This is a genomic window from Halioxenophilus aromaticivorans (assembly GCF_042850945.1).
Lineage (GTDB): Bacteria > Pseudomonadota > Gammaproteobacteria > Pseudomonadales > Cellvibrionaceae > Halioxenophilus > Halioxenophilus aromaticivorans.
This window is the reverse complement of the sequence record NZ_AP031496.1, coordinates 102,287-127,076: the sequence shown is the minus strand read 5'-3', so window position 1 is coordinate 127,076 and position 24,790 is coordinate 102,287. Positions and strand designations below refer to the sequence as shown.

The 24,790-nt window shown below is 48.5% G+C and carries 19 protein-coding genes; 13 read left to right on the top strand and 6 right to left on the bottom strand.

The genetic code is table 11. The features are described from left to right. Positions 1-36: 36 nt before the first annotated feature. The 3 genes from ACGHM3_RS00565 to ACGHM3_RS00555 all read left to right on the top strand — a co-directional run bounded on the left by ACGHM3_RS00565 (position 37) and on the right by ACGHM3_RS00555 (position 3,438). Complete coding sequence (locus tag ACGHM3_RS00565) at positions 37-867, top strand: phytanoyl-CoA dioxygenase family protein (RefSeq protein ID WP_345416210.1); 831 nt, start codon at positions 37-39, stop codon at positions 865-867. Between the two features lie 517 nt (positions 868-1,384). After that, positions 1,385-2,425: a response regulator gene (locus ACGHM3_RS00560; RefSeq protein ID WP_345416213.1), complete on the top strand. Its 1,041-nt coding sequence runs from the start codon at positions 1,385-1,387 to the stop codon at positions 2,423-2,425. 26 nt (positions 2,426-2,451) lie between these two features. Next, the gene (locus ACGHM3_RS00555; protein WP_345416216.1) at positions 2,452-3,438 is read left to right on the top strand and encodes a diguanylate cyclase; all 987 of its coding nucleotides are present in this window, start codon (positions 2,452-2,454) and stop codon (positions 3,436-3,438) included. 71 nt (positions 3,439-3,509) lie between these two features. On the opposite strand, the gene ACGHM3_RS00550 is transcribed toward ACGHM3_RS00555, so the two are convergent. Beyond that, positions 3,510-4,136, bottom strand: a complete 627-nt coding sequence (locus tag ACGHM3_RS00550; RefSeq protein WP_345416219.1) for a hypothetical protein — start codon at positions 4,134-4,136, stop codon at positions 3,510-3,512. A gap of 55 nt (positions 4,137-4,191) precedes the next feature. On the opposite strand from ACGHM3_RS00550, the gene ACGHM3_RS00545 reads away from it, so the two are divergent. Together ACGHM3_RS00545 and ACGHM3_RS00540 are read left to right on the top strand one after the other, a co-directional pair. Then, complete coding sequence (locus tag ACGHM3_RS00545) at positions 4,192-4,983, top strand: metallophosphoesterase family protein (RefSeq protein ID WP_345416222.1); 792 nt, start codon at positions 4,192-4,194, stop codon at positions 4,981-4,983. Positions 4,984-5,236: 253 nt separating this feature from the next. Next, positions 5,237-6,436 carry a type III PLP-dependent enzyme gene (locus tag ACGHM3_RS00540; RefSeq protein WP_345416225.1) on the top strand — a complete coding sequence of 400 codons (1,200 nt, stop codon included), beginning with the start codon at positions 5,237-5,239 and terminating at the stop codon, positions 6,434-6,436. Positions 6,437-6,561: 125 nt separating this feature from the next. On the opposite strand, the gene ACGHM3_RS00535 is transcribed toward ACGHM3_RS00540, so the two are convergent. Beyond that, positions 6,562-7,368, bottom strand: a complete 807-nt coding sequence (locus ACGHM3_RS00535; RefSeq protein WP_345416228.1) for an SIMPL domain-containing protein — start codon at positions 7,366-7,368, stop codon at positions 6,562-6,564. Positions 7,369-7,973: 605 nt separating this feature from the next. On the opposite strand from ACGHM3_RS00535, the gene imuA reads away from it, so the two are divergent. From imuA to ACGHM3_RS00500, 7 genes are all read left to right on the top strand, one after another. After that, on the top strand, positions 7,974-8,843 hold the full coding sequence (gene imuA, locus ACGHM3_RS00530) for a translesion DNA synthesis-associated protein ImuA (protein ID WP_345416231.1): 870 nt from the start codon (positions 7,974-7,976) through the stop codon (positions 8,841-8,843). Next, complete coding sequence (locus tag ACGHM3_RS00525; protein ID WP_345416234.1) at positions 8,843-10,651, top strand: hypothetical protein; 1,809 nt, start codon at positions 8,843-8,845, stop codon at positions 10,649-10,651. Before imuA ends, ACGHM3_RS00525 begins: the two co-directional genes overlap by 1 nt. 15 nt (positions 10,652-10,666) lie before the next feature. Further along, a complete protein-coding gene (locus ACGHM3_RS00520; protein ID WP_345416237.1) occupies positions 10,667-14,152 on the top strand; it encodes an error-prone DNA polymerase in 3,486 nt (1,161 codons plus the stop codon). Positions 14,153-14,319: 167 nt separating this feature from the next. Then, a complete protein-coding gene (locus tag ACGHM3_RS00515; protein WP_345416240.1) occupies positions 14,320-15,234 on the top strand; it encodes a hypothetical protein in 915 nt (304 codons plus the stop codon). 50 nt (positions 15,235-15,284) lie between these two features. Then, positions 15,285-16,385 (top strand): lipase family protein, encoded by a 1,101-nt coding sequence (locus tag ACGHM3_RS00510; RefSeq protein WP_345416243.1) that lies wholly within the window; start codon positions 15,285-15,287, stop codon positions 16,383-16,385. Between the two features lie 414 nt (positions 16,386-16,799). Continuing rightward, positions 16,800-18,518, top strand: coding sequence for a metallophosphoesterase family protein (locus ACGHM3_RS00505; protein ID WP_345416245.1), 1,719 nt, complete (start codon positions 16,800-16,802; stop codon positions 18,516-18,518). Between the two features lie 733 nt (positions 18,519-19,251). Beyond that, on the top strand, positions 19,252-20,385 hold the full coding sequence (locus tag ACGHM3_RS00500) for an alpha-amylase family glycosyl hydrolase (RefSeq protein ID WP_345416248.1): 1,134 nt from the start codon (positions 19,252-19,254) through the stop codon (positions 20,383-20,385). Positions 20,386-20,459: 74 nt separating this feature from the next. Here the strand turns inward: ACGHM3_RS00500 and ACGHM3_RS00495 are convergent, their stop codons facing one another. Both ACGHM3_RS00495 and ACGHM3_RS00490 read right to left on the bottom strand, forming a co-directional pair. Then, a complete protein-coding gene (locus tag ACGHM3_RS00495; protein WP_345416251.1) occupies positions 20,460-21,161 on the bottom strand; it encodes a hypothetical protein in 702 nt (233 codons plus the stop codon). Positions 21,162-21,239: 78 nt separating this feature from the next. Then, positions 21,240-21,812 carry a hypothetical protein gene (locus tag ACGHM3_RS00490; RefSeq protein WP_345416254.1) on the bottom strand — a complete coding sequence of 191 codons (573 nt, stop codon included), beginning with the start codon at positions 21,810-21,812 and terminating at the stop codon, positions 21,240-21,242. Between the two features lie 734 nt (positions 21,813-22,546). Here ACGHM3_RS00490 and ACGHM3_RS00485 point away from each other — a divergent pair. Next, positions 22,547-23,128 carry a hypothetical protein gene (locus tag ACGHM3_RS00485; protein ID WP_345416257.1) on the top strand — a complete coding sequence of 194 codons (582 nt, stop codon included), beginning with the start codon at positions 22,547-22,549 and terminating at the stop codon, positions 23,126-23,128. A gap of 182 nt (positions 23,129-23,310) precedes the next feature. On the opposite strand, the gene ACGHM3_RS00480 is transcribed toward ACGHM3_RS00485, so the two are convergent. Then, positions 23,311-23,901 (bottom strand): hypothetical protein, encoded by a 591-nt coding sequence (locus tag ACGHM3_RS00480; RefSeq protein WP_345416260.1) that lies wholly within the window; start codon positions 23,899-23,901, stop codon positions 23,311-23,313. Further along, positions 23,898-24,443: a hypothetical protein gene (locus ACGHM3_RS00475; protein WP_345416263.1), complete on the bottom strand. Its 546-nt coding sequence runs from the start codon at positions 24,441-24,443 to the stop codon at positions 23,898-23,900. Before ACGHM3_RS00475 ends, ACGHM3_RS00480 begins: the two co-directional genes overlap by 4 nt. Positions 24,444-24,790 lie beyond the last annotated feature (347 nt).

Genomic DNA, 24,790 nt, shown 5'->3' with positions numbered 1-24,790 from the left:
GTGCCGCCACATCACAATAAGCAGCAGGATAAACCTATGACAGACGCCACACACTACGGCCGTAACGGCGATAAATACCTTCTTACCCCGGAACAGATTGAAGCCTACCACCGGGATGGCTACATTATTCTGCGCGGAGTGCTAACCGAACAAGAACTGCAAGCCATAGAGCCTACGTTTCAACAATTTATTACCGGCCAAGTCCCTGATATGGGCCGCGATTTCTGCGACATGAGCGGCCCCTACGACCGCGAATTCGATGACTTTGCCCTGGTTAACGCTATGCTACCTCGACGCTACCAGCCCACCATCCGCGACAACGTATTTGAGCTGCGAGCGGCGTCGATTTCGCGCCAGCTATTGGGTGATAGCGCCACACTAGATTACGATCAATTTTTAGCCAAACGCCCCAACAAGCCCGATGCGCAGTTCACCATGCACCAAGACCTAGGCTACTGGCCCACCGGCTCGCCCAGCACGCTCACCGCCACCTGTTCATTGGCGCTGGATAACGCCAACAGCGAAAATGGCTGCCTAAAAGTGGTACCAGGCTCTCACAAGGGCGGTTTGCGGCCCCACCAGCCCTTGCACGGCGATAACCGAGAGGAGTCACACATACTCAGCGTTGAAATCAAAGACGGTGATGAAGTGGTAGAACTGCCGCTCAACCGTGGTGATATTACAGTGCACGACGAATTCATTGTGCACGGCTCTGGCGGTAACCGATCTGCAGACAGCTGGCGCCGAACCTACATTGTGGCGTTCCGACAAAAAGACTGCGTTGAGTTTGAGCGCTCCATCGGCTTTACCCACTCCCACAACGACCAAGTTAGTTGGCAAACTCACCTGGGCGCCCTGGGCGAGTAGCGCGTTTGTTAACACGGCATTGCATGAGCAAAGCTCATGGTTTTAAGCAATAGAACCACGTTTGCTCATGCAATGCCAGCGCGAGTCTGCCATCAGGTGAACCAGCCCCCATCACAAGGCAGTTAGCGCGCCATTCACACGGAGAAAAACTACGCCATTTCGTAGCAACCGATCAAGCCTGATCAAAACCGTTGCAACGACGGTTAAACATGCCTGCAGGGCCAGGTTTTCCGCCCAGGTTGGCGCACGAGCCTACGTGAAGTTGCGCTCAATTTCGCATCCGAGCATAAATCTGTTTTTACATTCGTAACCGCTTAGGTTTGCCAAGCTGCCGCCGATAAGCCTAGTAAGGCTGCGTTGGTTAAACAGAATAACCTTGTCTAAACTTTGGTAAGTAGTTCCTGTTTATTTCAACTTAAAATGATTTAAATGCCTGCAGCTTGCATAGCGGCTGTGACGCAACAACTTCTATAACGACTAAAGCGGGCTCAGCCCATCATTGACCACCTAAGAGAATATGGCAGCAACTAACGTCATCATTTGCGACGACTCCGGCATGGCGCGTAAGCAGCTAGCCCGCTCACTACCGCCTGATTGGCCGGTGGTGATTACCTATGCGGGTAACGGCCAGGAAGCGATCGCCGCGCTACAGCAGGGTTTGGGCGAGGTTATATTCCTCGACCTCACCATGCCGGTGATGGATGGTTACGAAACCCTGGAAGAGATCCGCCGCCTAAACCTCAAGGCCTCCGTATTTGTGGTATCCGGCGATGTGCAAGAAGAAGCGCGCCGCCGGGTTTTGTCGCTGGGTGCCATCGACTTCATTGAGAAGCCCGCCTCCGCCGACACCATTGCCAAAACCCTTTCCCAGCAAGGTGCCTATAAAAGCGAGGTGAGCCTGGCCGAGGCGCGTGAAACCGCCGGCATCGAACGCATTGAAGCCACCAATGACCAGGGTGAAATTAGCTTTATAGATTGCTACCGAGAAATCACCAACGTTGCCATAGGCCACGCCGGTGATCTGTTGGCAAGGCTCACCGGCGAATTTATCCAACTGCCCATCCCCAAGGTGGCTATGTTGGAGCCCAGCGAATTATTAATGGCGCTGGCCTTTGCCAACGACGAAAGCGTATCCGCGGTGTGCCAGGGGTTTATTGGTAAAGGCATCGCCGGCGAAGCGCTGCTGCTATTCAGCGATACCTCTTTTGCCGGCATGGCAGAGTTGCTGCGCCTTAACCGCGAAGATCGCTCCGCCCAGCAAGCCGAGGTACTTGCGGATTTATCCGGCATTTTACTAGGTGCCATCCTCAACGGCCTCGGCAAACAACTGGATTTAAATTTCAGCCAGGGCTACCCCACCGTGTTGGGCCACCACACCAATATCAGCAGTATCATCAGCGCCAACACCAATAAGTGGGAAGAAACCCTTACCATCGAAGTAAACTATTCCATCGAAAACTACGACCTTGTGTGCGATGTACTGCTGCTGTTTACGCACGACTCCATCGCCTCAATCAACTCTCGGTTGGCCTTCTTCTATGATCTCGATGAGTTTTGAGCGAACACACTAAGGATAAGCACTGCATGAACGGCACAAATACTCTGGATTTAGGCGAATGGCATTGGATGATGCACATCCTGCAAACCATCGACGTGGGTTTGGTGGTGGTGGATCGCGAATACAATGTGCGCGTGTGGAATAGCTTTATGGAAAACCACAGCGGCATTAGCCCAGAAGAGGCTAGCCGCAGTAATTTATTTGAGATTTTCCCCGATATCCAGCGCGAATGGTTTCAGCACAAAATTGATTCGGTATTTTTGCTGGGCAACCGCTCCTACACCCTGTGGGAAGAGCGGCCCTACGTGTTTAAATTTAAAAACTACCGCCCCATCACCAGCATGGCGGATTTTATGTACCAGTACACCACGCTGCTGCCACTAAAATCCACCGACGACGAAACCTCCCATGTGGCCATCGTCATTTACGATGTAACCGACATCGCCGTTAACCGGCTGGCGTTAAAGGATGCCAACACCGCCCTCGAAGCGCTGAGCATCACCGATCAAATGACCCAGTTATTTAACCGGGCACATTGGGAAAACCAACTCACCAACGAATACATGCGCTACAACCGCCGGCACGACCCTGTATCCCTGGTGATGTTTGATATCGACCACTTTAAAAAGGTCAACGACACCTACGGCCACCACCCAGGCGACTTAGTCATTAAGGCCGTGGCGAAAACCGTACTAGAAACCAAACGCGAAACCGACATCGCTGGCCGCTACGGTGGTGAAGAGTTTGGCGTGATATTAATTGGCGCCGACGCCGCCAGCACCCGCTTTTTTGCCGAGCGCCTGCGCAAGCGAGTGGAAGCCTTAGTGGTAGAAGCCGACGGCCACAAAATTAACTTTACCATCAGCCTAGGCATTGCCGAGATGTCCAAGGAGATGAAAAGCCACACCCACTGGTTACAATGCGCCGATGCCGCGCTCTATTCCTCCAAACGAGGTGGCCGCAACTTAACCTCTACTTATACCATGGATATGAAGCTAGACGAAGGCCACTAGCGCCTTTACTTTGGTTTTGGCTTTACTTGAGTCTCACTACACGGGGCTATCCCGCTTAGAACCTTCTTTCATTACCCACCTCGCAACGCCGGGGTTACCCGCAATAAATCACTGCGCACCGCCTGGGGCATGCCCCAGGAATAATCGGTTAATAAGGTTTGGTATAAGCTTTGCCACTGCGCCGGCCCGGTGAGGTTAGATTGGTAGCGTTTTAACAGTGCGTTAATTTCTGCCACGTTGTGGTAAGCCGGCCATTTTTCTTCCGCCAAAGAGAACTGCTCAATAGCGGTTTTAATGTCTTTATTTTTTAACGCGTTAAAACCGGCTTCTTCGGCCACCATGGCCTCTTGTTTATTGACCGTAGTTTGCTCCGCCGGCGCCTCCACCTGGGTGCGCAGGGCCGTTAAATCCTGCCGCACATTACTGCTGATATTGCTCAGCTTGGTAAGCAGTTGGGTTTTTTCACCGCTATCGTCACTTTGCAATTGAGCAATTTGATCTTTTAAAGCGGCAATTTCCGATTCGTAGGTTTCGGCTAGGTTTTCCAAATTACCGCCAATTTTTAAACCAAAGGCGTCAACCTCACGGGTGCTGATGATTTTTAGCACCTCTTCGCTGTACATTAACAACACCGCAGCCAATACCACAGGCCACATTAATACCTTTATATACTCCAATACCAATCGCGACAATTCCATAGCTTTCGCCTTTTTAAACTGTGTGAGTGTTAAAAACTGACCGGTAAATCGTGTTATGCTTTTAGAAAATTCTATTATTTTTCTGAGCGCCGTTATGCGTATTGCTTTAATTTCTGACATTCACGCCAACGTTTTTGCCCTAGAGGCAGTGTTAAACGCCATTAATAACCAGGGCTGCGACCTTGTTATTAACCTTGGTGACATTCTCTACGGGCCAATCTCACCCAGGGAAACTTTTGAATACCTAGAGGCCAATAATTGCCTGACCATTAAAGGCAACCAAGACGATGACATTATTATCGCCGCCCGCCAAAGCAGCGCGCAACCCAACCCCACCCTAGCCTGGGTGTTAGAGCAACTGCCCAGCCGCGCCGTGCAATGGCTGGCCGAGCTGCCCGATGAAATCACACTAGAGGAAGTCTACGTCTGCCACGGCGCACCGGGCAATAATTGCTTGTATTTAACCGAGGACGTAAGCACCGGCCTGCCCTATCCGCGCAGCGACGCCAACATCCAGCAACACCTGGCCGGCACCACCCAGCCGGTGATTGTGTGCGGCCACAGCCATCTGCCCCGGGCCATTTGGTTGGAGAGCAACCAACTGGTGGTAAACCCAGGCAGCGTAGGTTTACCGGCCTACCGAGATGATCTGCCCCACCCCCACGCCATGGAAACCTTTAGCCCTCACGCTCGCTACTGCCTGTTGGATAAAACCCAACACGGCTGGCAAGTGAGCCAACAGCAAGTACCCTACCCCCACCTAGAGGCCGCCAAGCTGGCCCGCAGCCGCAACCGCCCGGATTGGGCCTACGCCCTAATGACTGGCCGGGCGGTGGTAACCTGCTAATAAAATTTTTAACAATTTATTAAAAAAATGTTGCGCCCCCGCGCGTTTACCTTATTATTCGCGCGCTTCTTGATGATAGCCAATCCAAGTACATCGAGCCCCTTACACAGGCAAGCGCTCGGCCAGGCAGCAGAGCAACTATCCAAGAGCAAATTTAGTGTGCTGTGTTAGTAAACACACATTGACTTTGCCTTGAGCTAGCCCGCTAGGTTAGTTCGCTCATCAACTGCTGATTACAAAAAGGATTGCTGCTATGTTGCGCTCTGTGCCTGCAACTGAATCGTTCCGCACCCAAGCGGACATCGCCCCATCGTTTTCTATTGCCCAATTACCTGCTCTGGTGGCCCAACACGGCTCACCGTTATTGGTGTTGGATTGCGACTCCGTGCGTGAACAATACCGCGCCCTGCAAGCGGCATTGCCCTATGTAACCTTGCACTACGCGCTTAAGCCATTACCGCACCCAGCGGTGGTAGCTACCTTGGCCTACGAAGGTGCCAGTTTCGATTTGGCCACCAGCGGTGAAGTGGATTTAGTGCGTGCCGCCAATGTGGCACCGGAGCGTTGCATACACACCCACCCCATTAAGCGCCCCAGCGACATTCGCTACGCGCTGGATTATGGCTGCAGTGTGTTTGTGGTGGATAACCCCAACGAGCTGGAAAAATTCATCGCCTTCAAAGACGAGGCCGATGTCTTAATTCGCTTGAGTTTCCGCAACCCACAAGCCAAATCGGATTTGTCGAAAAAGTTTGGTTGCTCGCCACAGCAAGCCATCGAAATGATGCAGCTGGCCAAGGATTGGGGCATTCACGTTAAAGGTTTGTCTTTCCATGTGGGTTCGCAAACCCTAACGGCAGACAAATACGTGGCCGCCATCCGCGCCTGTAACGACATTATTCGCTCCACCGCAGCCTTAGGTTTGCCGGCAATTTCTACCTTGGATATTGGTGGTGGTTTCCCGGTGAGCTATTGCGAAGAGGTGCCCAACATTGATGTGTTTTGCGCACCCATTCGTGCGGCGCTGGATGAACTGCCAGAAACCGTACACGTGATTGCCGAGCCCGGCCGTTTTATTGTGGCCAAGGCCATGACAGGTGCAGCCTCGGTAATGGGCCAAGCCCAGCGCGATGGCAAAACCTGGTACTACCTGGATGACGGCTTATACGGCTCGTTTAGTGGTATTGCCTTTGACCACGGCCACTACCCAATCAGTGCTCCGTTTAGCACCGGTGAGGTACAAAGCTGTGTGTTGGCAGGCCCAACCTGCGACAGCATTGATGTGATCTCGGAAGACATTGCACTGCCCGTGCTGAATAACGGCGACTTAATTGTTAGCCAAGTGATGGGAGCCTACACCTCGGCCACCGCCACCGAATTTAACTTCTTCCCCAAGGCCAAAATTGTGGTTTTTGGGGCCAGCAATACAGACAGCGTTAGTAGTATTGCCTAAAACCAAAATAGCAGTGCGCTTTTGGTAGGCGCTAAAAGCGTTTTGCCAGCTGCCCTTTTTAAACGTGTTTAAATTGGGCCGCTGGCTTTTTTTTGACTTTTGCTTCCTTGGATTTAGCTTCGGGTTTACTGCTTGGGTTGTACTTTAAAGTCTACCGCAATATTGGCGGTGTATTTGGTTTCATCAAAACTGGTGGCGGCAGGTGCACTGCCCGCGTAGCCATCGGCCTCACGCGTGGCAGCCTTACTCATCACAGAACTTACCACGGCTTCTTCCAAGGCAATGGCGCCCCGAGTGGCGGCATAGTGAACACGTTGATCGCGAAAATTCACCGGCACCAGGGTAACGTTTAGGCTGTCTTCATAGAGCATTTTTTGCATCATAATTTTGCTCAATGCCTGCTCTTTTACCTTGGCCAGGGAATCGTCTTTTTTGGTGTGGCTAAATTCGGTACTGGCCAGGCTTACCTCGGGGAATTTATCCACCAGAGAGGCCACGGTTTTTAACTGCTCCTCTTGGCTTAAGGTAATGGCCACGCGGTTAACCACCTCGTAGCTGTCTGGTTGTTTACCAAACCAACCGTATTGCGGCGAGCTGGAAAACTTAGAATTATTAATGTGTTTGTTTTCAATGGCGGCATCTAACAGCGCGGTATGAATTTGGCTGCGCAGCTGGCTGTTTTTTTCTATGGCCACGGCCAGCTCGTCGTCTTCGGTTTTTACCACCAGGCTAACAATGGCTTGGTCTGAGTAGGCCACTTCTTCAGCCTCGGCGGTTAAGGTAACGATGTTTTCCGTGGGGTGTAAAAAGTTACGCAGCTCCTCCGGCGAGCCTTTGAGTTCGGTTTGCGCCACAGCCCAGGCGGGCACTACCGCCATCATCGCGGCTACCCACAAGTGGCGTTTGGCAAAAGGTTTGGTTGCTCTGTTCATGTTGCTGCTCCGTGTTGTATTGGCGCCTACCGGTTGGCTTTACATAGCGGCTATACAAGGCCTGCTACCGGGGCGCCTATCTATTCGTTAACCCTATTATCTATTCATTAGCCCCTAAAGGGCGATGAAGCTAAGGCAATAAAGCTAGGGCCTGTTGACACTAATTTGGTACCACTGCTGGAGGCTACGCGCCCCGAGCTACGCGCCCCGAGCATCTTCCCGTTCAACTAGGCGCCATGAGTGAATTGTAGTGGGCCTACATGAACGATTGGCAACAACGTTGAGCGGGAAGCGGGTCGGGGGCGCCCAGCCCCAGCCCTACGGGTTGAGCCAGGAAATAGCCCACTCGTTGTTGCTCGCCGCTTATTTGGGCCCACCAAACTTCGCAGCTCGCGCCTAGATTGGGCTATTTCCTGACTCAACAGAGGCTCCGATTAGTGTCAACAGGCCCTAGGGTATAAGTTCACTGGCACTAGTTTAGACGAAGCCACCGGCCAAAACCTTGGCGCAGGTGCCATTTTGGCCGTAAAGCCCACCGAGGATTATGCGCATTTGATCTAGCCCCGTTGCTTGACGCCCCCAAGGATACTGTATATAAATACAGTATGACTAATCACACTCGCACCACTGCCCCCCAGCCATCCACGGCGGCCAGCAACAGCGCACTTAACCCCGTGCTGGAGCAACTGCTGCGCCGTAAAGATGTGTGGCGGGGCCATGCCACCGGCCAGGGCGAGGTGATAGACAGCGGCTTTCAGCCACTCAACCAACGTCTGCAGGGCGGCGGTTGGCCGGTGGGTGAGCTGATTGATGTTTCCCAGGCCAATAACGGCCACGGTGAATGGCAGCTGTTTAGCCCCGCCATTGGCCGGCTTAGCCAACAGGCAGGGCTAGTGGTATTGCTTAACCCACCGGCCCTGCCCTATGGCCCAGGCCTGGCCCAGCTAGGCATCAACTACCGCGCCCTGCGGGTAGTGCAAAGCCAAGAGCGGCAAGCCGTGCTGGCCGCCCTGGTGGATGCCCTCAACGCCAAATGCTGCCTGGCAGTAATGGCCTGGGAGGGCAACTTTAACTGGCGCTACGCCGAGCTGCGCAAGCTGCAACTGGCCGCCAGCAACAGCCACGGCCTATGCCTGTGCCTGCGCAAAGACCGGCCCGGCCGGGTGCAATCCCCCGCGCCCCTGCGCGTGCGTGGCCAGCTCACCCAGCAGGGCTTGCAAGTGCAATTGCTAAAGCAACGGGGCCAATACCAACCCCAGGTGTGTACCCTGCCAACACCCAGCCTGTGGGCACCCAACCATAAAGACCTAGGTTTCAATACCGGTTTCAATACCGGTTTCAATACCGGCTTTAACTCCGGCATCAATGGCCACATAGAGCCCAGCCAAGGGCTGGCCAAAGTGCTCACCTTTAACCGCTTTGGCCAAGCCCGCCCGCCCATAAAACCGGCCCCGGGCAATAAAGGTGGCCAATAATGCTGTGGCTAGCGTTGCGGCTGCCACAGCTGCCGCTGGATGTCTTCACCGCCGAGCTGGCCCAGGCCAATGGCAATTGCAATTGCAATGGCGATAATGAGGCCACAGGTGAAACCACGAGCGAGAGCAGCGACGAAACCCCAGGGGATAACACAACCCCGGTAAAAAAAAACACCGCCGGTAAGCCACCGCTGCTGGTGTACCACAACCTGCGCGGCAGCAAAAAAGTATTGCACAGCAACGATACCGCCGAGGCCCTAGGCGTGCGCAAAACTATGAGCCTGGTAACCGCCGAGGCTCTACTGCAAGCCCAATTGGAAGAACAGGCTAGCCGGCACAGCGAGCATCAAATCGAGTTCAATACCGAGCCATCCGAGCCGGCTTCGATTGAGCACCCAGCAACCACGTTAACAAACCCGCCCTACCACTGCTTTGAGCGCGACCTCAGCCGCGAGTGGGTGGCACTGCAACAATTGGCCGCCGTGTGCTACGACTTTACGCCCCACGTGAGTATTCATAACCCACCACCGCTATCCAGCGCTACCCCGGGGCCAAGCCAGGCTGGCAACAGTAAAGCCGGCACACACACCCTCGATGCCGGCTTACTGCTGGAGATCTCTGGCAGCTTAAAACTGTTTAAAGGCTTGGCCCGCCTGTGCCAGTTACTGCAGCAACAACTGCAACCCTGGCAGTGCTTTGTGCAAATTGGCATTGGCCCCACCGCCGAGGGTGCCTGGTTGATTTCTCACAGCCGCTATCTACCCGGCGACCACTACAGCGAGCACGATTATTTACAACACCTGGGCCATATCCACTTAAATAAAACAGATTGCTTTACCGAGGCCTTTGCGCAATTAAGCAAAATGGGGCTGGCACAACTGCAGCAAGTATTGGCCATGCCCATGGTGGAATTGGGCCGCCGCTTTGGCGAGGCGTTTATTCATTACCTGCACGCCCTAACCGGCAAACACAACAACGCTCTGGTGCGTAAAGCCGAGGCCTGCGAGTTTTGCTCGCGGGTGCAATTAAACCACCCGGTAACCAACCTGGCACAACTGCAACCGGTGGTTACCAGCTTGCTGCAACAGCTCATCCAATTTTTACGCCGGGAGCAACAACAGTGCGAGGCCATAGAGTGGCAATTGCTCTCGGCCACCGGCGAAAAAAAAACCGTGCCCGTGGTGTGCCAACCGGTGCACAGCGATTGGCAACTGCTGCAACAATTAACCAGCATTCATTTCGATCACCTCAGCATTAATTTTGAAGTCGATTCGGTAGAGCTTGTCGCCACCCAGCACTCGCACTTTAACCAAGAAACCGGCGATCTCTTCGCCGCCGACCCAGAGCTTGCCCTTAACCAACAAGAGGTGCTGCGGCGCTGGCAATTATTGCTTACCCGGCTGCACAACCGCCTGGGCAACAGCAGCACCCTAGAACTCAACCCTCTGCCGGAACACTGGCCAGAGCAACTTAACCACTGGCAAACCAGTGAAATTAAAAACGGTAAAAACAAAACCGCAGTGGCCGAACCACAGGCGCAATACCAAGCCGACGATAACCCACTGGCACCGCGCCCCAGCTGGCTTATTAACCCACCGGTAGCATTAAAAGAACGCGGCCACCAATTATTTTGGCGCGGCCCATTAACATTATTACTGGGGCCAGAGCGCCTACAAGGCCAATGGTGGCTACCCGGCGATAACCAATGCCGGGATTACTTTATTGCCGAGCAAGACGACTACCGCCGGGTATGGGTATACCACGACGCAAAACAAAAGCAGTGGTTTTTACAAGGCGTATTTGGGTAATGGTGTGGCCAAACCATGAGCACGCTACTGTTTTGCCGCAGCAATTTTTCGTTTTTAACCGGCGCCTCGCACCCAGAGGAGCTGGTAAGCGCGGCCGCCGCTGAAGGCTACCACAGCCTGGCCATTACCGATGAGTGCTCGGTAGCTGGCGTTGTAAAAGCCCACGTACAGGCCAAAATCGATAAAATCCAATTAATCATTGGCAGTTATTTTCAAATGGGCGAGCACTGCCAGTTATTGGTGTACGCCCCCAATCGCGCCGCCTACGCCGAACTGTGCGGGTTAATTACCCTGGCCCGCCGCCGCAGCCCCAAGGGCGAATACCAACTGGAATTTAACGATTTACAATTCCGGTTAAAAAAATGCTTGGTAATTTGGCAAGCCACACCCCGGCACAGCAGCAACCAATGGCTGGCCAAAAAGCTCAGCGGTATTTTTAAGCAACGCCTATGGCTGGGCGTAAGCCACAGCTTTTTACCCGGCGAGCAACACGCCTTTGCCGAGCTACAACAACTGGCCGAGTACGCCAATATTCCGCTGATTGCCAGCGACCGCATTGTTATGCACGAGGCTGAGCGCAAAAGCCTGCAAGATACTCTATCCGCCATTCGCTTAGGTTGCAGCGTGCAGCAACTGGGCAACCAAGCCGAGCCCAACGCCGAAAGCTATATCAAACCGCTGGATACCTTCTACCAACGCTACCCAGAAGAACTCATCCACAACGCCGCCGACTTTGCCGCGCAATTTCATTTCAGCTTGGATGAACTGCGCTACGAATACCCGCAAGAGCTGGTGCCCCCTGGCGTTACGCCCATTCAATACCTGCGGCAATTAACCGAGGCCGGCGCCCGCGTGCGTTGGCCCCAGGGCGTAAGTAAAAAAGTGCGGGCCATTATCGAACACGAAATGACGTTAATAGAGGAGCTAAACTACGAATACTATTTTTTAACCGTGTACGACATAGTGGCCTTTGCCAAGGGCCGCAATATTTTATGCCAGGGCCGTGGCTCCGCTGCCAACTCCGTGGTGTGTTATTGCTTGGGGGTTACCGAAGTCTCGCCGGATTTAATCAACGTATTATTTGAGCGTTTTATTTCCAAAGAGCGCGACGAACCACCAGATATCGACGTAGACTTCGAACACCAGCGGCGCGAAGAAGTTATCCAATACATCTATGAAAAATACGGCCGCGAACGTGCCGCCCTTACCGCCACGGTAATTACCTACCGCGCCCGCAGCGCCATGCGCGAGGTAGGCAAAGCCCTGGGGTTTGATTTAGCCCTGTTAGATCACATCAGCAAAGACATCGCCTGGTGGGAACGCACCCACGAACTCAAAACCCGCTTTGCCGAAAACGGTTTTGATATCAGCGACCAACTGCTGCAACACTTTTACCAGTTAATCCAAACCATTATCGGCTTCCCCCGGCATTTATCTCAGCACGTGGGCGGCTTTGTGATCAGCCAGGGCAAAATATCTGAACTGGTACCCATAGAAAACGCCGCCATGGCCGGCCGTACCGTTATCCAATGGGATAAAACCGACATAGAAGCCCTGGGCTTATTAAAAGTGGATGTGCTGGCATTGGGTATGCTCTCTGCCCTACGCCGAGGTTTAGAGTTGGTGCACAGCTACAACCCGGCCATTAAAACCCTGCAAGATATCCCCAAGGAAGACCCAGCCACCTACGCCATGCTCAGCCGGGCCGACAGCGTGGGCGTGTTCCAAGTGGAATCCCGCGCGCAAATGGCCATGTTGCCAAGACTAAGGCCCAAATGTTTTTACGACCTAGTAATAGAAATTGCCATCGTGCGCCCCGGCCCCATTCAAGGCGATATGGTGCACCCCTATTTACGTCGGCGAAATAAAGAAGAGCCAGTAAGCTACCCCAGCGAAGCCATACGCCATGTATTAGAGCCAACCCTGGGCGTGCCAATATTCCAAGAGCAAGCCATTCGCATTGCAATGGTGGCGGCGGGCTTTGGTGGCGGCGAGGCCGACCAACTGCGCCGGGCCATGGCCGCCTGGGGGCGCAACGGCAATTTATTAAATTTTAAAGACAAGCTCATCAACGGCATGCTGGCACGGGGTTACGAGCTGCAATTTGCCGAGCGCATGTTTGAGCAATTAAAAGGCTTTGGTGGTTACGGCTTTCCAGAATCCCACTCCGCCAGCTTTGCCATTTTGTGTTACCTAAGCTCCTGGCTTAAATGCCACCACCCGGCGGCGTTTTACACCGCACTACTCAACAGCCAACCCATGGGGTTTTATTCGCCATCGCAACTGGTGCAAGACGCACAACGCCACGGCGTCATTGTTTTACCGGTGGATGTAACCGTGAGCCAATGGGACCACACACTGGAACAACCGCCCAGTCAAATTAATCCAGACTTACAACACAAACAAAATAATCAACGCCAACAAACCGACCAGTTAAATTTAAACGCAAATAATTTATCTGAGGCCGACTTATATAAAGCCGGCAGTTTAGGAATAATCCGCCTAGGCCTGCGCTGCATAAAAGGGCTGGATGAAAATACTGCCCACAATATTATTAACGCCCGCAAGAAAAGCCAAACGCTCAAAGAGTTGGCCCACGCCGCCGGCTTAACCAAAGCGGATTTAAATTTATTGGCCAGCGCAGACGCGCTAAAAAGCCTAAGCGGCCACCGCCACCAAGCGCATTGGGTTGCCTCTGGCATAGAACCCAACCGCCCACTACTGGATAACGTAGACGCAACGGCGCCTTATGCCATGCAAGAAGAAAGGGAAATAACCAGAGGCGACAAAAGCAAAGAAGTTAATAAAAAACTTTTTGTTAACACTGGTGAAGAAAATAAAATCTCTGTAAATTTTATAAGCAACAAAGCACTTGAACCAAAAAAACAAGTGCACAGCTCACAAACCGAGTTGAAAGAGGCGGCCAGATGCACACAGACAGACGCACAGAAAGTAGCCTCACCAAGTAAAAAAGGTTTACAAGGTGTAAGCCTCCCTAGTCAGGGAATAATTACAAAATCAAAAGACCCCCAGCAAGCTAAACAAAATTATGCGCCAAGCCATAATTTTATAGAAGCACCCCAAGAAGTAGACGACGTATACCAAGACTACGAGCACACTGGCTTGAGTCTACGGCGCCACCCATTGGCGCTATTACGAAATCAATACCCATTTAACCGCTGCAAAAAAGCCGCGGAACTAAACACCATACACCACGGCGGCTTTGTACGAGTCGCCGGCCTAGTCACCGGCCGCCAACGGCCCGGTACGGCCAAAGGTGTTTTATTTTTAACGTTAGAAGACGAAACCGGCAATATGAATGTGGTGGTTTGGAAAACCACACAAGAACGGTACAGGTCTGCCTTGTTGACCAGTAAGTTATTGGTGATTAAGGGGACGGTGGAGACCGATGGCGATGTTATTCATGTGATTGCTGGGGATATGGTGGATGCTAGTGAGAGTTTGGCTGGGGTTTTGGTTGGGTCTCGGGATTTTTGTTGATTAAGAAAGTTCTCAATCAATATAAAATATTCAGTGTCATTCAGAATCTAAAATATGCCTCAACAAAACCGCCATCTAAAGGTTGATTAACTTACAGTATTTGTAAATTCAGAAAAAAGCTTAACGAACGTATGTAAAGTAAATCTTACAAGGAGCACATACACCAGATGAAAATTAAACATTTAGTTATCAGCCTAAATTTATCAATAACGACTTTAGTATCAAGCATATGCGTCGCACAAAACGGATTAGAAATATTTGCAACGTCAAAAAGTAATACCAGCACGGAAACAGCAGATCCCGCCGATTCCGCTGGTGCTGCTGGTGCTGGTGCTGCTAGTGACTCAAAAGAAACTGACAACTGTGCGGGCTTTGCTGATAAAACCAGAACGGTACCTAGCTTGGGGCTATCCGATGACGGCGATACGCAGGCCTCTGTAAAAGTCATTTACGATTCAGGATACTGCGGAACAGATCAAGCAATAGAGGGCTCATTTATCGAGAGATACAGGTCGCAAATTGGGCTTGATTTCGCTGGCACATCAATACAGTCTGATTTAGATAAAGCAGCGCAACAGCTTACGCTAATCGGCGGGGATATAGATTTATTCTACGATGCAAACTATAGGTTGCATAAATTTAGTTTTACAAATAAAGACGCCAAAGACGAACAAGTTCCTTGGGGTACTCTTTACTTTGGATTTGCAGCCAAATATTCAGTACTAACAGACGCAAGCATAGCTATCCCCGCTGACGACAGTGACCTAACAAACAATCAAAGCTCTGGAGTTGAGTTGGTAGAGGTTGATACGGAGGTGGTAACGCCCGCTCTAGGATTTATATATAAAACAGAAGGCGGCCCAACCTTATCCTGGTATATCAAAAAACACTACGTAATGGGTAGCGATGAAGGTGAGTTTGCACAATATATCGACAACAGAAGCTCAACAGTATTTTCTGCTGTTTTCCCATTCTACGGAGATAAATTTTTTGTCGGCCTTGAGAGGGCGAAATCTTTCAATGGTGGAAATGGATTATTGACAATAAAAATAGGGAGTAACTTTTCATTTCTTGGGAATTGATTTTAGTACAATTTAATAATACATCTTTAAAAAAAGTTAATTTAACCAAAATGAAGTTGCAAATACTGATACTAATCACAGGCACACTAACATTAAACTCTTGTGGGGTAGTCAAAACAATATGGGCTGACCACCAATATGAAAACAACAGAAACGATAAAGAAGACCCAGACTATCAGCATGACATGTATTTAAAAGATATGGCAGACAAGTTTGGCATAATGGCTTTATTTGCCAATACAGCTTATAGGGACGATCTAAAGGGCGAAGAGAAAGAATTCTACGATAACGGCTATATCAAATCCGTGAAATCAACGAAAAAGAGCTTAAAAGGAGCTTGTGATTACCGAAAAAGTGATTCTGAGCCGACCAATTACGGGATGCCTCATACACGAACCAGCAAGGAAAAGTGGTATAGATGGAAAGGTAACCCGAACATAAAATCGAGGCCATGCTACAACAAACAGGGCTTATACTACGAAACATACGTTTATGGTACTGAGACAAAAATACAAACTGCAGTTATAGCGTTCCGAGGAACAGAAAACAGCTGGAATCAAATATGGTATGACTGGACATCGAATTTCGCTAGTGCAATGGGGTTCCAACCAAAACAGTATAAAATAGCGGCGAGACATATACCCGTTTTAATATCAGCTTTAGTACAAACTAACCCTGATATCGATATCTACACTACAGGACACTCGCTTGGAGGGGGACTAGCTCAACAGGCAGGGTATTTATCGAAAAATATTAAAGAGGTTATAACTTTCGATACCTCACCAGTGACAAACTGGTCCAGCTTAGCTCTCGAGGGCAAAGTCAAAAATGCCTATCCCGTGATCCATAGGATATACAATGGCGGAGAAGCTCTTGCTAGCGTTAGAAGCATTTCAACTTTATTCACAAGGGCTAGATACAACCGCCACGACTTAGGAATTCAAATAAATAAAAAGCACTGGAAAAAGGGTCACTCTATGGAACTCATAACTTGCCACTTAGCATGTCTCATAGCAGACGATGATAAAGCTGCGCAACATAATCTTTCACCAGATTATATTAAAACATATATGTTTAACGATGGCGGTATCTGTCAAGGCTACTCTAAAGTGGGTCAATGTAAATTAAACTCTGGAAAACATAACTTTTAAGCTAGTCTCGACTATCGATAAGTTCCGATTTGCTTTTTTTAGCATCACCCTAATAAATCACCTACCCGATATGAAGGACATCTCTATTACTACTACTTAAAGAATTCTAAACTCACCACTAGCAAATAAGCAGATCTAGCTCTCTTTTTTAGGAATTGATATTAAAAATATCGCGACACCTATTTTTGTATCTTTCTCTTTTAATTTAGCAACCTAGATTACACGCAAAATGTGTATTAGCACTTTTGATGACCCTAACTCTAACCACCAGTGTATAAGCGACGAAATCTGACGGAGACAAATTAGGTGAGAAATTTTAAAAATTGGTCGCGAGCCGTACTGCTGTCATTGATTTCTGTCGGATGCTGCTCGATTCAAGTCCTACCGGATTATCCGCCCTCTAAGCTTAACACCGTGAATAACTTCCCTTCAGCCACTGTCTATTTCATAGCTGACAATCAGGAGCGCGAGCTGTTTGGCGATCCCACGTATTACTCTGCAGGCTTAGCACAAACTAGCAGTAAGGTGGCAATTCGCTCTGTAGAACAGGACCTGTACACAAAGTATGTCGCCGAATCTGTAATGCGAACAATCACAAACCAGGACGGAACTCCACCCGTAATTCACCTAGGCGATGTTTTGGACTATTCATGCAATTCCGAATTTAGTCGTCTCCGGCATTTATCTTTTCTTGCCGCCCCAAACGTATATGTTGTAAGAGGCAATCACGATGGTATTTTCCAAGGAAACATGACATATGGCGGCTGGCTTGGCCGAGTTTGGTTATACATGCGCAAAATTTTCGTCAACAAGAAAATCGATACTTCTCTCGAGAGCCACTTTAACGCCGTCTGTGGCCCACTAGACGGCAACCTACCTAAATCTGACCCTAAGGCACCGCTCGGTAGAGATAAACTAGACGCTAGAGAATGGCCACACCAGTTCAATTGTGACTACCTACGGCTGAAAAGCAGTGACAACCTCGAAAATGAAATAAAAGCTTTCTGTGACGCCTCGGATTATCATCGATACTATAAAGTGCCAGAGCACGGTAAGCCGCCCCCGCTGAGGAAAGAAGACAAAAAAATAAATACTCCTTATGAGTACAAAGCAACAATGACATCCGGTAATTCGTTAATGAAATGGAACAGGGGTTCACTACTGCAATCCGTTCGAGTTCCATTAAAACCCAGCAAAGAATGCACCAATTCAAAACATAAAGTAAAACCATGCGCTGTTTCCAACGATCCAGAGCTTGGATTAATTCTGCTCGACACCACAGATTGGCCTAAACAGCCAAGCTTCAAATTATTATCTAATAAGTCGAGTTCTAAAATTGGTACTATCAGCAAACACCAAAGGACACTAGTCGAAAATCAACTTAAGGAATGGCAAGCGGAGCTCGAACACAGCGTTAAGGCCGTTATACTGACCGGCCACTATCCACTAAGTGACCTCCATCCTGACTCAGTGCGCTGGATGCTTAATCTACAAGACGAATTTCCTTTCCTAGCTCCCGTCTACTTCAGCGCTCATACCCACCAGGGCTACACTAAAATCGGCTACGACCGAGACATGTCCAACGGTGATATCCGAGAGATTAACGTTGGCTCACTTATTGATGCGCCAGTCCACTATCGGAAAGCGATCTTCAGCTGGGACGATAAGAGCTCGCAATTACTTCTTACATCAGAACTACGGACACCTTGGAAGGAATTGCAATGTGCAGCGGATGGGTCTCCCCAAGCTGCAGCTGCTATAGCAGGCAAGGAATCTGCCGTAAACTACAAGAAAAGAACTGACTGGAGACCCACACACCAATGGTGCGAACGACTATGGTTCGCCGGTAGATCCATGCGAGACTTGGCGGGCCTGCCTGTCGACGTAACAAAACGCTCCTATTGCGTTGATAGCAAGCCGACTGCCATGTCCCATTTTTTGAAACAATACCGGACTGCGCAAGAGACCATGAATACCTCGCTCATCGGCAACATCAAAGAGCAGGAGCGCCTAGCATGTGCAGCTATAGCTGGCGGCAAGGTCTTCACATTTAATAAGAAAGATGGCAAGGAACATGAGCCTCCTGGAACCATTAACTATGTATTTGATTTGAGAACAGATAGTACGAAATAAAATCACAAACATTGAATACTTACGCATCGATCAAATTTGATTTATAGGACATTAATAATGTTGTCACTACCTAATCCTGGCAAACTAACACTCTGATGTATTTTTATCTGTTAAAATACATTAGCAATTTACATATTTTCGAAGACTTAGTGAAGATAGATAAATTAGCAACCCAAAAAGCATGTATTATAACTACCGCGCTATACTAAAAATCGTTCGATAATTCAGTAGCCGAAAGACACTCAAAAATATTTCCTATAAATCCATAACGAAATAAAAAAAATAAAAAGGACATCCATAATATTGACATCAGTAAAATTCCAATTTATTATCCACAACCATGACAAAAGCTCGTTCCGAACAAGTTGACCTCGATTCAACACCCTTTTATCACTGCTGCGTATTTTTGCCTACCGTGAACACCTATTTTCCCCAAGCGTGAACACCCAATTTTCTCAACTGTGAACACCGAATTTTGTCTAAACGTGAACACTTTTGCCGCCAGGCAAAATTCAGTGTTCACGCTACGCAAAATTTCTCTGTCATAGAGATACTCACCCCGATAGTTGCTGTGGGAGGAATACGCTCAACAAAATCCCGACAACCACTACAGCTACTCGCGCTTTGCGGTGCTGTTCAAACGCTGGCGAAACAAGCAGAAGCTCTCTATGAAAAATATAAAGGACATCCATAAAATTGACATCACTTCCCAAGCAGTTTAATATCCAGAACTATGACAAAAGCCCGTTCCGAACAAGTTGACCTCGATTCAACGCCCTTTTACCACTGCTACGTTAGGTGCGTTCGTCGCGCGTTCCTATGCGGTGATGATCATCTAACGGGCGAGAGCTACGATCACCGCAAACAGTGGATTGTCAGTCGTCTCAAATTCTTATCCTATGTTTATGCAATCGACATCTGTGCCTATGCAGTAATGAGCAACCATTATCACGTAGTGCTGCACGTAGATAAGAAGCGGGCTGAGGCTTGGAGTGATGAAGAGGTTGTCGAACGTTGGATGCAGCTATATAAGGGCGATTACGTAGTTGATAAGTGGCTACAAGATAAAGAGGCGCTTAGTAAACCTCAGCTAAAGGTAATCCAGGGAATTATAAACGAGTGGCGGCTTCGGCTGTACAGCCTTGAGTGGTTTATGCGTGGAGTGAACGAAACCATCGCTCGTATGGCTAACGCTGAAGAGAACTGCAAAGGCAGGTTCTGGGAAGGCCGCTATAAAAGCCAGGCACTTTTGGACGAAGCCGCATTACTCAGTTGCATGGCTTATGTTGATTTAAACCCCGTGCGCGCCGCTATGGCAGGCAGCTTAGAAACCAGCGATTTCACCTCCATTCAACAACGCATTCATGAATACGGTAGTAGACAAAAAGCGATATCTTCCAATATAAAAAGCGCAAACCCCAACGATGCCAAAGATACCGCTACTTCTGCGAAGCAAACCGCTACGGCTACCAAACGCTATAAACAAAAAGCCGAACTAGAAGCAGACATAGGTACTGATAAGCTACCAAAAGCTGAGTTAATGAAATTCGACGGCAGCTCCCATACCGATATCAATACGGCCCTTCCCTTCACCTTGGTAGATTATTTTGATTTAGTAGATTCTACCGGACGCGAGCTAAGAGCAGATAAACGCGGCGCGATTTCTAAAAATAGCGCTCGCTTATTGGAATCCCTCGGCCTAAACCCAGACCATTGGCTAGAGTACATCGAACAGTTCGGGCTGCGATACGCCACCGGCGTTGGTTCCGTTACCAAATTAGCTAGCTTTGCTGGCCACTTTCAGCAGCGTTGGGTTAAGGGTGTAAGCGCTTCTTCTAAATTCTATCAGGCACACCATCCATACTAGATAACAAATTACCCTACGCTATCTTTCAATTTACAGGCAAATTGCCTAGCACCCAGCAAAGCCACAGCGCTCAATTACATTAATTCGCCTTCAGGAAGGTCGTGCCCATCTCTTGCAAAAAAGAGATCAACATTCCCCGTACTATCCACTGCCATAAAAGTAGGTCCATCCCATGGTCGGTCAACCGATAAACGTTGCAAGCTTTCTTCTACAGGTAGATTTTCATTAGCTCTCATTTTTATCTGGCACAGCGTTGTGCCACACTCCCCTTCCATGAAATCGAGCCCTTCCAGCGACTCGGTTAATAGCGATTCTTCGATTTGAGCCAGTGTTTCATCAGACCACTCGACGTCTACCGCTTCTGACAAAAGTTGAGCTTGGTATAAAGATTGCCGGTGATGCATTTTTTCTTCTATAGCAAAATCTGATTCTTCATCCGCCTGGTGACCAGCTTCTAGCTGTTCAGCTTCAATTTGTGACAGACCATCTTCGCCCCTGATTTCCTCAATCACTACCTTGTTTTCTTTTCTAGCTAACGCCATCTCTTCGCGAAGATGTAAAATCTCAGCCTGTAGTATTTCAATCTTTTGATCGACTTGATTAGATTTGAAATCATTTTTATAGTTTCCAGACAGTACGTCCTTAGCAACTTTTTCCACTTGCTTACTTGGCTCGTGAGCAATACGCTCCTCACTTTGATACGCCCAAAACCCAAACATCGCCGTCGCTGCAATTGTACCCAAGCCAGTTAGTCGGACAAACTTTTTCTTATCCATGGTTATCTCCAATAAATGTTACGCGTGGCAGCCGTCGCTGGGCGTACCACGCTTTATTTGCAAGGTGCTTTTATCTATTTAGCCCTCGTTGACGTAATAGGAAAAGATACCCGAGCGGTTGCCGCTATACGTAGGTGGAATTTTACAGCTGAAATAACTATGCACAGCTGACCCACTACCACCAAGCGCACCTGTATTCAATTTTTGCAAGAAAGCAGATGACCCGGAGCTTAATTTATTACCGCCCATATACCCATAAACCGAGCCGGAAGAGGTAGACATGTATCTCTGATTCACACTGCAACGAATATCCTGCGAATAGTGCCGGTCTATAACGCGAACATTCGATGATGCAATGTCATTGCTATCATCGTTAATAATGGGAAGATCAACGTACATCACCGACGTTGACGAAGGGTTATAGATTCCCGAATGATTGATGTATGGGCTTGGGCCTTTGAATTTTACACCCATGGAACCAGGGTAGGTTTTCCAATCTGCTGCCAGTGCCGCTGTCGAAAGCATAAATACCGCAGAACCTAATACACTTAGAAATACTAACTTTTTCATTTCATCACCTTTGTAATTAATAAATGGATTGGCAGCACAAACATTACAATTGATCACCAAATATTCGGTATTAATATTCATTGTTTAGCTCCCGATATTCATGTGTGATGATTATTTATTTAATCTCAGCAGATAAATTTTATTCACAACAACCTAATTTTCTTATTGTTTTTATTTTATAAACGCACCAAGCTTGGATAATGGTGCATAGTGGCGCAGTAGTTGTTGACAATTCATTTATTGTTCATTTTAAACATTTTGATCTCCCTGATTAAATTATTAAGGCGTCTTCTATAGTACCTTCGCAACATTAAATTTATCGCGATTCTATTCCATTTCATTCTAAAGTAATTCACAGTTAGATATAGCGAACTTACGTGTATTTCATTTGGCAGGAGTCTTTAACCAGAAATTTAGCTGGTATATTTTTATAGCAACACCTCCCACCAAATAAATTCGACGGTCGCATAAGCAGTAGATACTACATCCATATGTAATAAATAGGGTATAGAGGGGTGTCGTCTACAACCGTATAGCCTTGAGTGGTTTACGATTGTCTGTCCTGCCAATCGCCCTACGGGCCGCCACTATTGGCGTTCAAAAATGTTCCCTCCATTTTTGTTTTTGCGGCGTGAATGAAACCGTCGCTCGTATGGCCAATAAAGAAGAAAACTGCAAAGGTCGCTAGTACGATTGCCGTCCTGGCAATCGCCCTGCGGGCCAGCGGAGCTGTTCAAATCTGTTCCCTACAAATTTAGTGGGAAGGCCGCTATAAAAGCCAGGCCCTCCTAGATGAAGCCGCTTTACTGAGCTGCATGGCCTACGTAGATCTTAACGCCGTGCGTGCAGCCATGGCGGATAGCTTGGAAACCAGTGACTTCACATCCATACAGCAGCGCATTCATGAATACAGTAGCCAACAGAAAGCTACAGAGCCCACCCGTGATTGCGTCAAGATAACCGAAGACATAAGTAGTAATGTTACCGCCAAAAGCGCGGCTACTGCATCGAAGCGCTATTCTGCCAATAACGAACTAGAACACCAGATTGGTACTGATAAGTTGCCAAAAGCCGAGTTAATGAAATTTGACGGTAGCTCTCATACCGATATTAATACTGCCCTACCCTTCACCTTAGTTGATTATTTCGAGCTCGTGGATTCTACTGGCCAACAACTGAGGGCTGACAAACGTGGTGCCATCTCGGAGAAAAGCTGCCGCCTCTTGGCAAGCCTGGGCGTGAATGCGGATCATTGGCTAGATCATATAGAGCAATTTGGGCTGCGCTACGCCAACGGTGTTGGCTCCGTTAGTAAACTTGCTAGCTTTGCCAATCACTTCCGCCAAAGCTGGGTAAAGGGGGTGGTAGCTTCTAGCAAGCTTTACCGTAGAGTCTAATTCCCAGTCTCAGACTCTCTTCACCGCCATCATACAATCGCTCCCCTCCTCGATTTGCGCCAACTACTAAACTTTGGACTTTTTGCGCTTCCAGCGCGGAAATGGTCACCAGGATGCCAGGTAAGTAAGACGCACCCTAAATCGCCACTCCCTATGTATCTGATAATATGAATATAAGAAACCTAATAGAGACTAATCTTAGCTGGAATACTACTATAACGAGCATCCATGCCAGCCTTTAATACGCCTACTAACTCCCCTGATGACGTTAAATCAAACCAGCCAATATGGTTTCCGTATTTAAATTCAGCCTTATCACCCTTTATTATCAAGCTGTAATTTGCTTTACATTCTCTACTACCATGTAGCCCTAAACAGCCCTCCTTCTCTGAGTAATAAGTAACAACAACGGAATATATTCCATCATGGGTTTGGATAAATTTTTTATCTAAATCAGTGGCTGTTTTGTTGGGGAACAGCTCTATATCGATACGCTTTTTTTGCATCATGGCACTAAGCATAATTTGGTTTCTTACCAGCTCATTATCAGTGGTTTCTAGGCCAACTTTGACTGCGTAGGTTCTCATTATTGGCTTGTCCGAACATACTAGCTTTTCAAACGCAAACAAACGGTCAATAGGGTCTGCACCTACTTTACTAAGCAGATCACGATATTCTTTTAACTCTGATGGCTCGTAACTCACAAACTCTTCGCATCCGTTCGCTTGAGATGCACACATTATAAACACTAAAAATATTATTAATTTTTTCATTGAAATTCCTTTATGCTGATCTGAGTCGATGCCCCCCCACGCTCTACGGTAAACTCGACAAGACAGTTGCCGAATATCGATATTAATTTCCCCGTCGGTACTGCCATAGAAAGGCCTCTGGCAGGTGTACCAGGTATAGTTTGGTCTTGACTCTGAAGAGAAACCATAGCAAAACGCTTACTCGTCATTTCTTCGACTGAAAATCCACTGTAGCCACACAAATTAAATAACTCGCCAAACATTACGGAACGACCCGCTTTCTTCTCGAAACCAGATCGATTTACAACTACTGTATATAGCGTTGGGTCTGCAATTTCGTGCCTGCGCTCATCATTCTCTTGCTCACCGTGAAGTGCAGATGCCGTGGCAACCGTAGGTTCGTTAAGAGCAGTACCCTGTGTATCTCCGGTACCGCTCCCATCATGTGACTCCTTGCCTTGGCTAATAGTAATAACACCTATAACCACTGTAACTATCACTGCAACGATTGCCACGATACCATTAATTCCAGCCCAGGATTCGTGCGATAATATTTTGCTCATTTTCCCTGAAAATACTGAATTTATTAAAGTTCTAACTATCAGCAGAACTGTGCCTTTCGTTTGCGAACAGCAGAATTTAGTTAGATTAAATTTTTATCAAGACGCATTTCAGTTTAACACCAACTCTTAGCTTTTGAGTAATAAAACCTAATTCTTCGTGAGCGCCCTTTCGCCCCCCATTTTAGCTAAGCCAATCGTATACTTAGTCAAGCCGTATTAATTATTGATACTACGAACAAGCATAGTGCAAAGGGATGCAAATATTTTCTACAATACTGGCTAAATTAATTAAGCGTCATTTTGATTTGAAAAGCTCACGCCTACTGAAGCACCTTGACCCAAGCTTG

Bases quoted from the DNA above. Each gene is read 5' to 3' on its own strand.
- ACGHM3_RS00565 (WP_345416210.1), top strand. From the start codon at position 37: ATGACAGACGCCACACACTACGGCCGTAACGGCGATAAATACCTTCTT.
- ACGHM3_RS00560 (WP_345416213.1), top strand. From the start codon at position 1,385: ATGGCAGCAACTAACGTCATCATTTGCGACGACTCCGGCATGGCGCGT.
- ACGHM3_RS00555 (WP_345416216.1), top strand. From the start codon at position 2,452: ATGAACGGCACAAATACTCTGGATTTAGGCGAATGGCATTGGATGATG.
- ACGHM3_RS00550 (WP_345416219.1), bottom strand. From the start codon at position 4,136: ATGGAATTGTCGCGATTGGTATTGGAGTATATAAAGGTATTAATGTGG.
- ACGHM3_RS00545 (WP_345416222.1), top strand. From the start codon at position 4,192: ATGCTTTTAGAAAATTCTATTATTTTTCTGAGCGCCGTTATGCGTATT.
- ACGHM3_RS00540 (WP_345416225.1), top strand. From the start codon at position 5,237: ATGTTGCGCTCTGTGCCTGCAACTGAATCGTTCCGCACCCAAGCGGAC.
- ACGHM3_RS00535 (WP_345416228.1), bottom strand. From the start codon at position 7,368: ATGAACAGAGCAACCAAACCTTTTGCCAAACGCCACTTGTGGGTAGCC.
- imuA (WP_345416231.1), top strand. From the start codon at position 7,974: ATGACTAATCACACTCGCACCACTGCCCCCCAGCCATCCACGGCGGCC.
- ACGHM3_RS00525 (WP_345416234.1), top strand. From the start codon at position 8,843: ATGCTGTGGCTAGCGTTGCGGCTGCCACAGCTGCCGCTGGATGTCTTC.
- ACGHM3_RS00520 (WP_345416237.1), top strand. From the start codon at position 10,667: ATGAGCACGCTACTGTTTTGCCGCAGCAATTTTTCGTTTTTAACCGGC.
- ACGHM3_RS00515 (WP_345416240.1), top strand. From the start codon at position 14,320: ATGAAAATTAAACATTTAGTTATCAGCCTAAATTTATCAATAACGACT.
- ACGHM3_RS00510 (WP_345416243.1), top strand. From the start codon at position 15,285: ATGAAGTTGCAAATACTGATACTAATCACAGGCACACTAACATTAAAC.
- ACGHM3_RS00500 (WP_345416248.1), top strand. From the start codon at position 19,252: ATGACAAAAGCCCGTTCCGAACAAGTTGACCTCGATTCAACGCCCTTT.
- ACGHM3_RS00495 (WP_345416251.1), bottom strand. From the start codon at position 21,161: ATGGATAAGAAAAAGTTTGTCCGACTAACTGGCTTGGGTACAATTGCA.
- ACGHM3_RS00490 (WP_345416254.1), bottom strand. From the start codon at position 21,812: ATGAATATTAATACCGAATATTTGGTGATCAATTGTAATGTTTGTGCT.
- ACGHM3_RS00485 (WP_345416257.1), top strand. From the start codon at position 22,547: ATGGCCTACGTAGATCTTAACGCCGTGCGTGCAGCCATGGCGGATAGC.
- ACGHM3_RS00480 (WP_345416260.1), bottom strand. From the start codon at position 23,901: ATGAAAAAATTAATAATATTTTTAGTGTTTATAATGTGTGCATCTCAA.
- ACGHM3_RS00475 (WP_345416263.1), bottom strand. From the start codon at position 24,443: ATGAGCAAAATATTATCGCACGAATCCTGGGCTGGAATTAATGGTATC.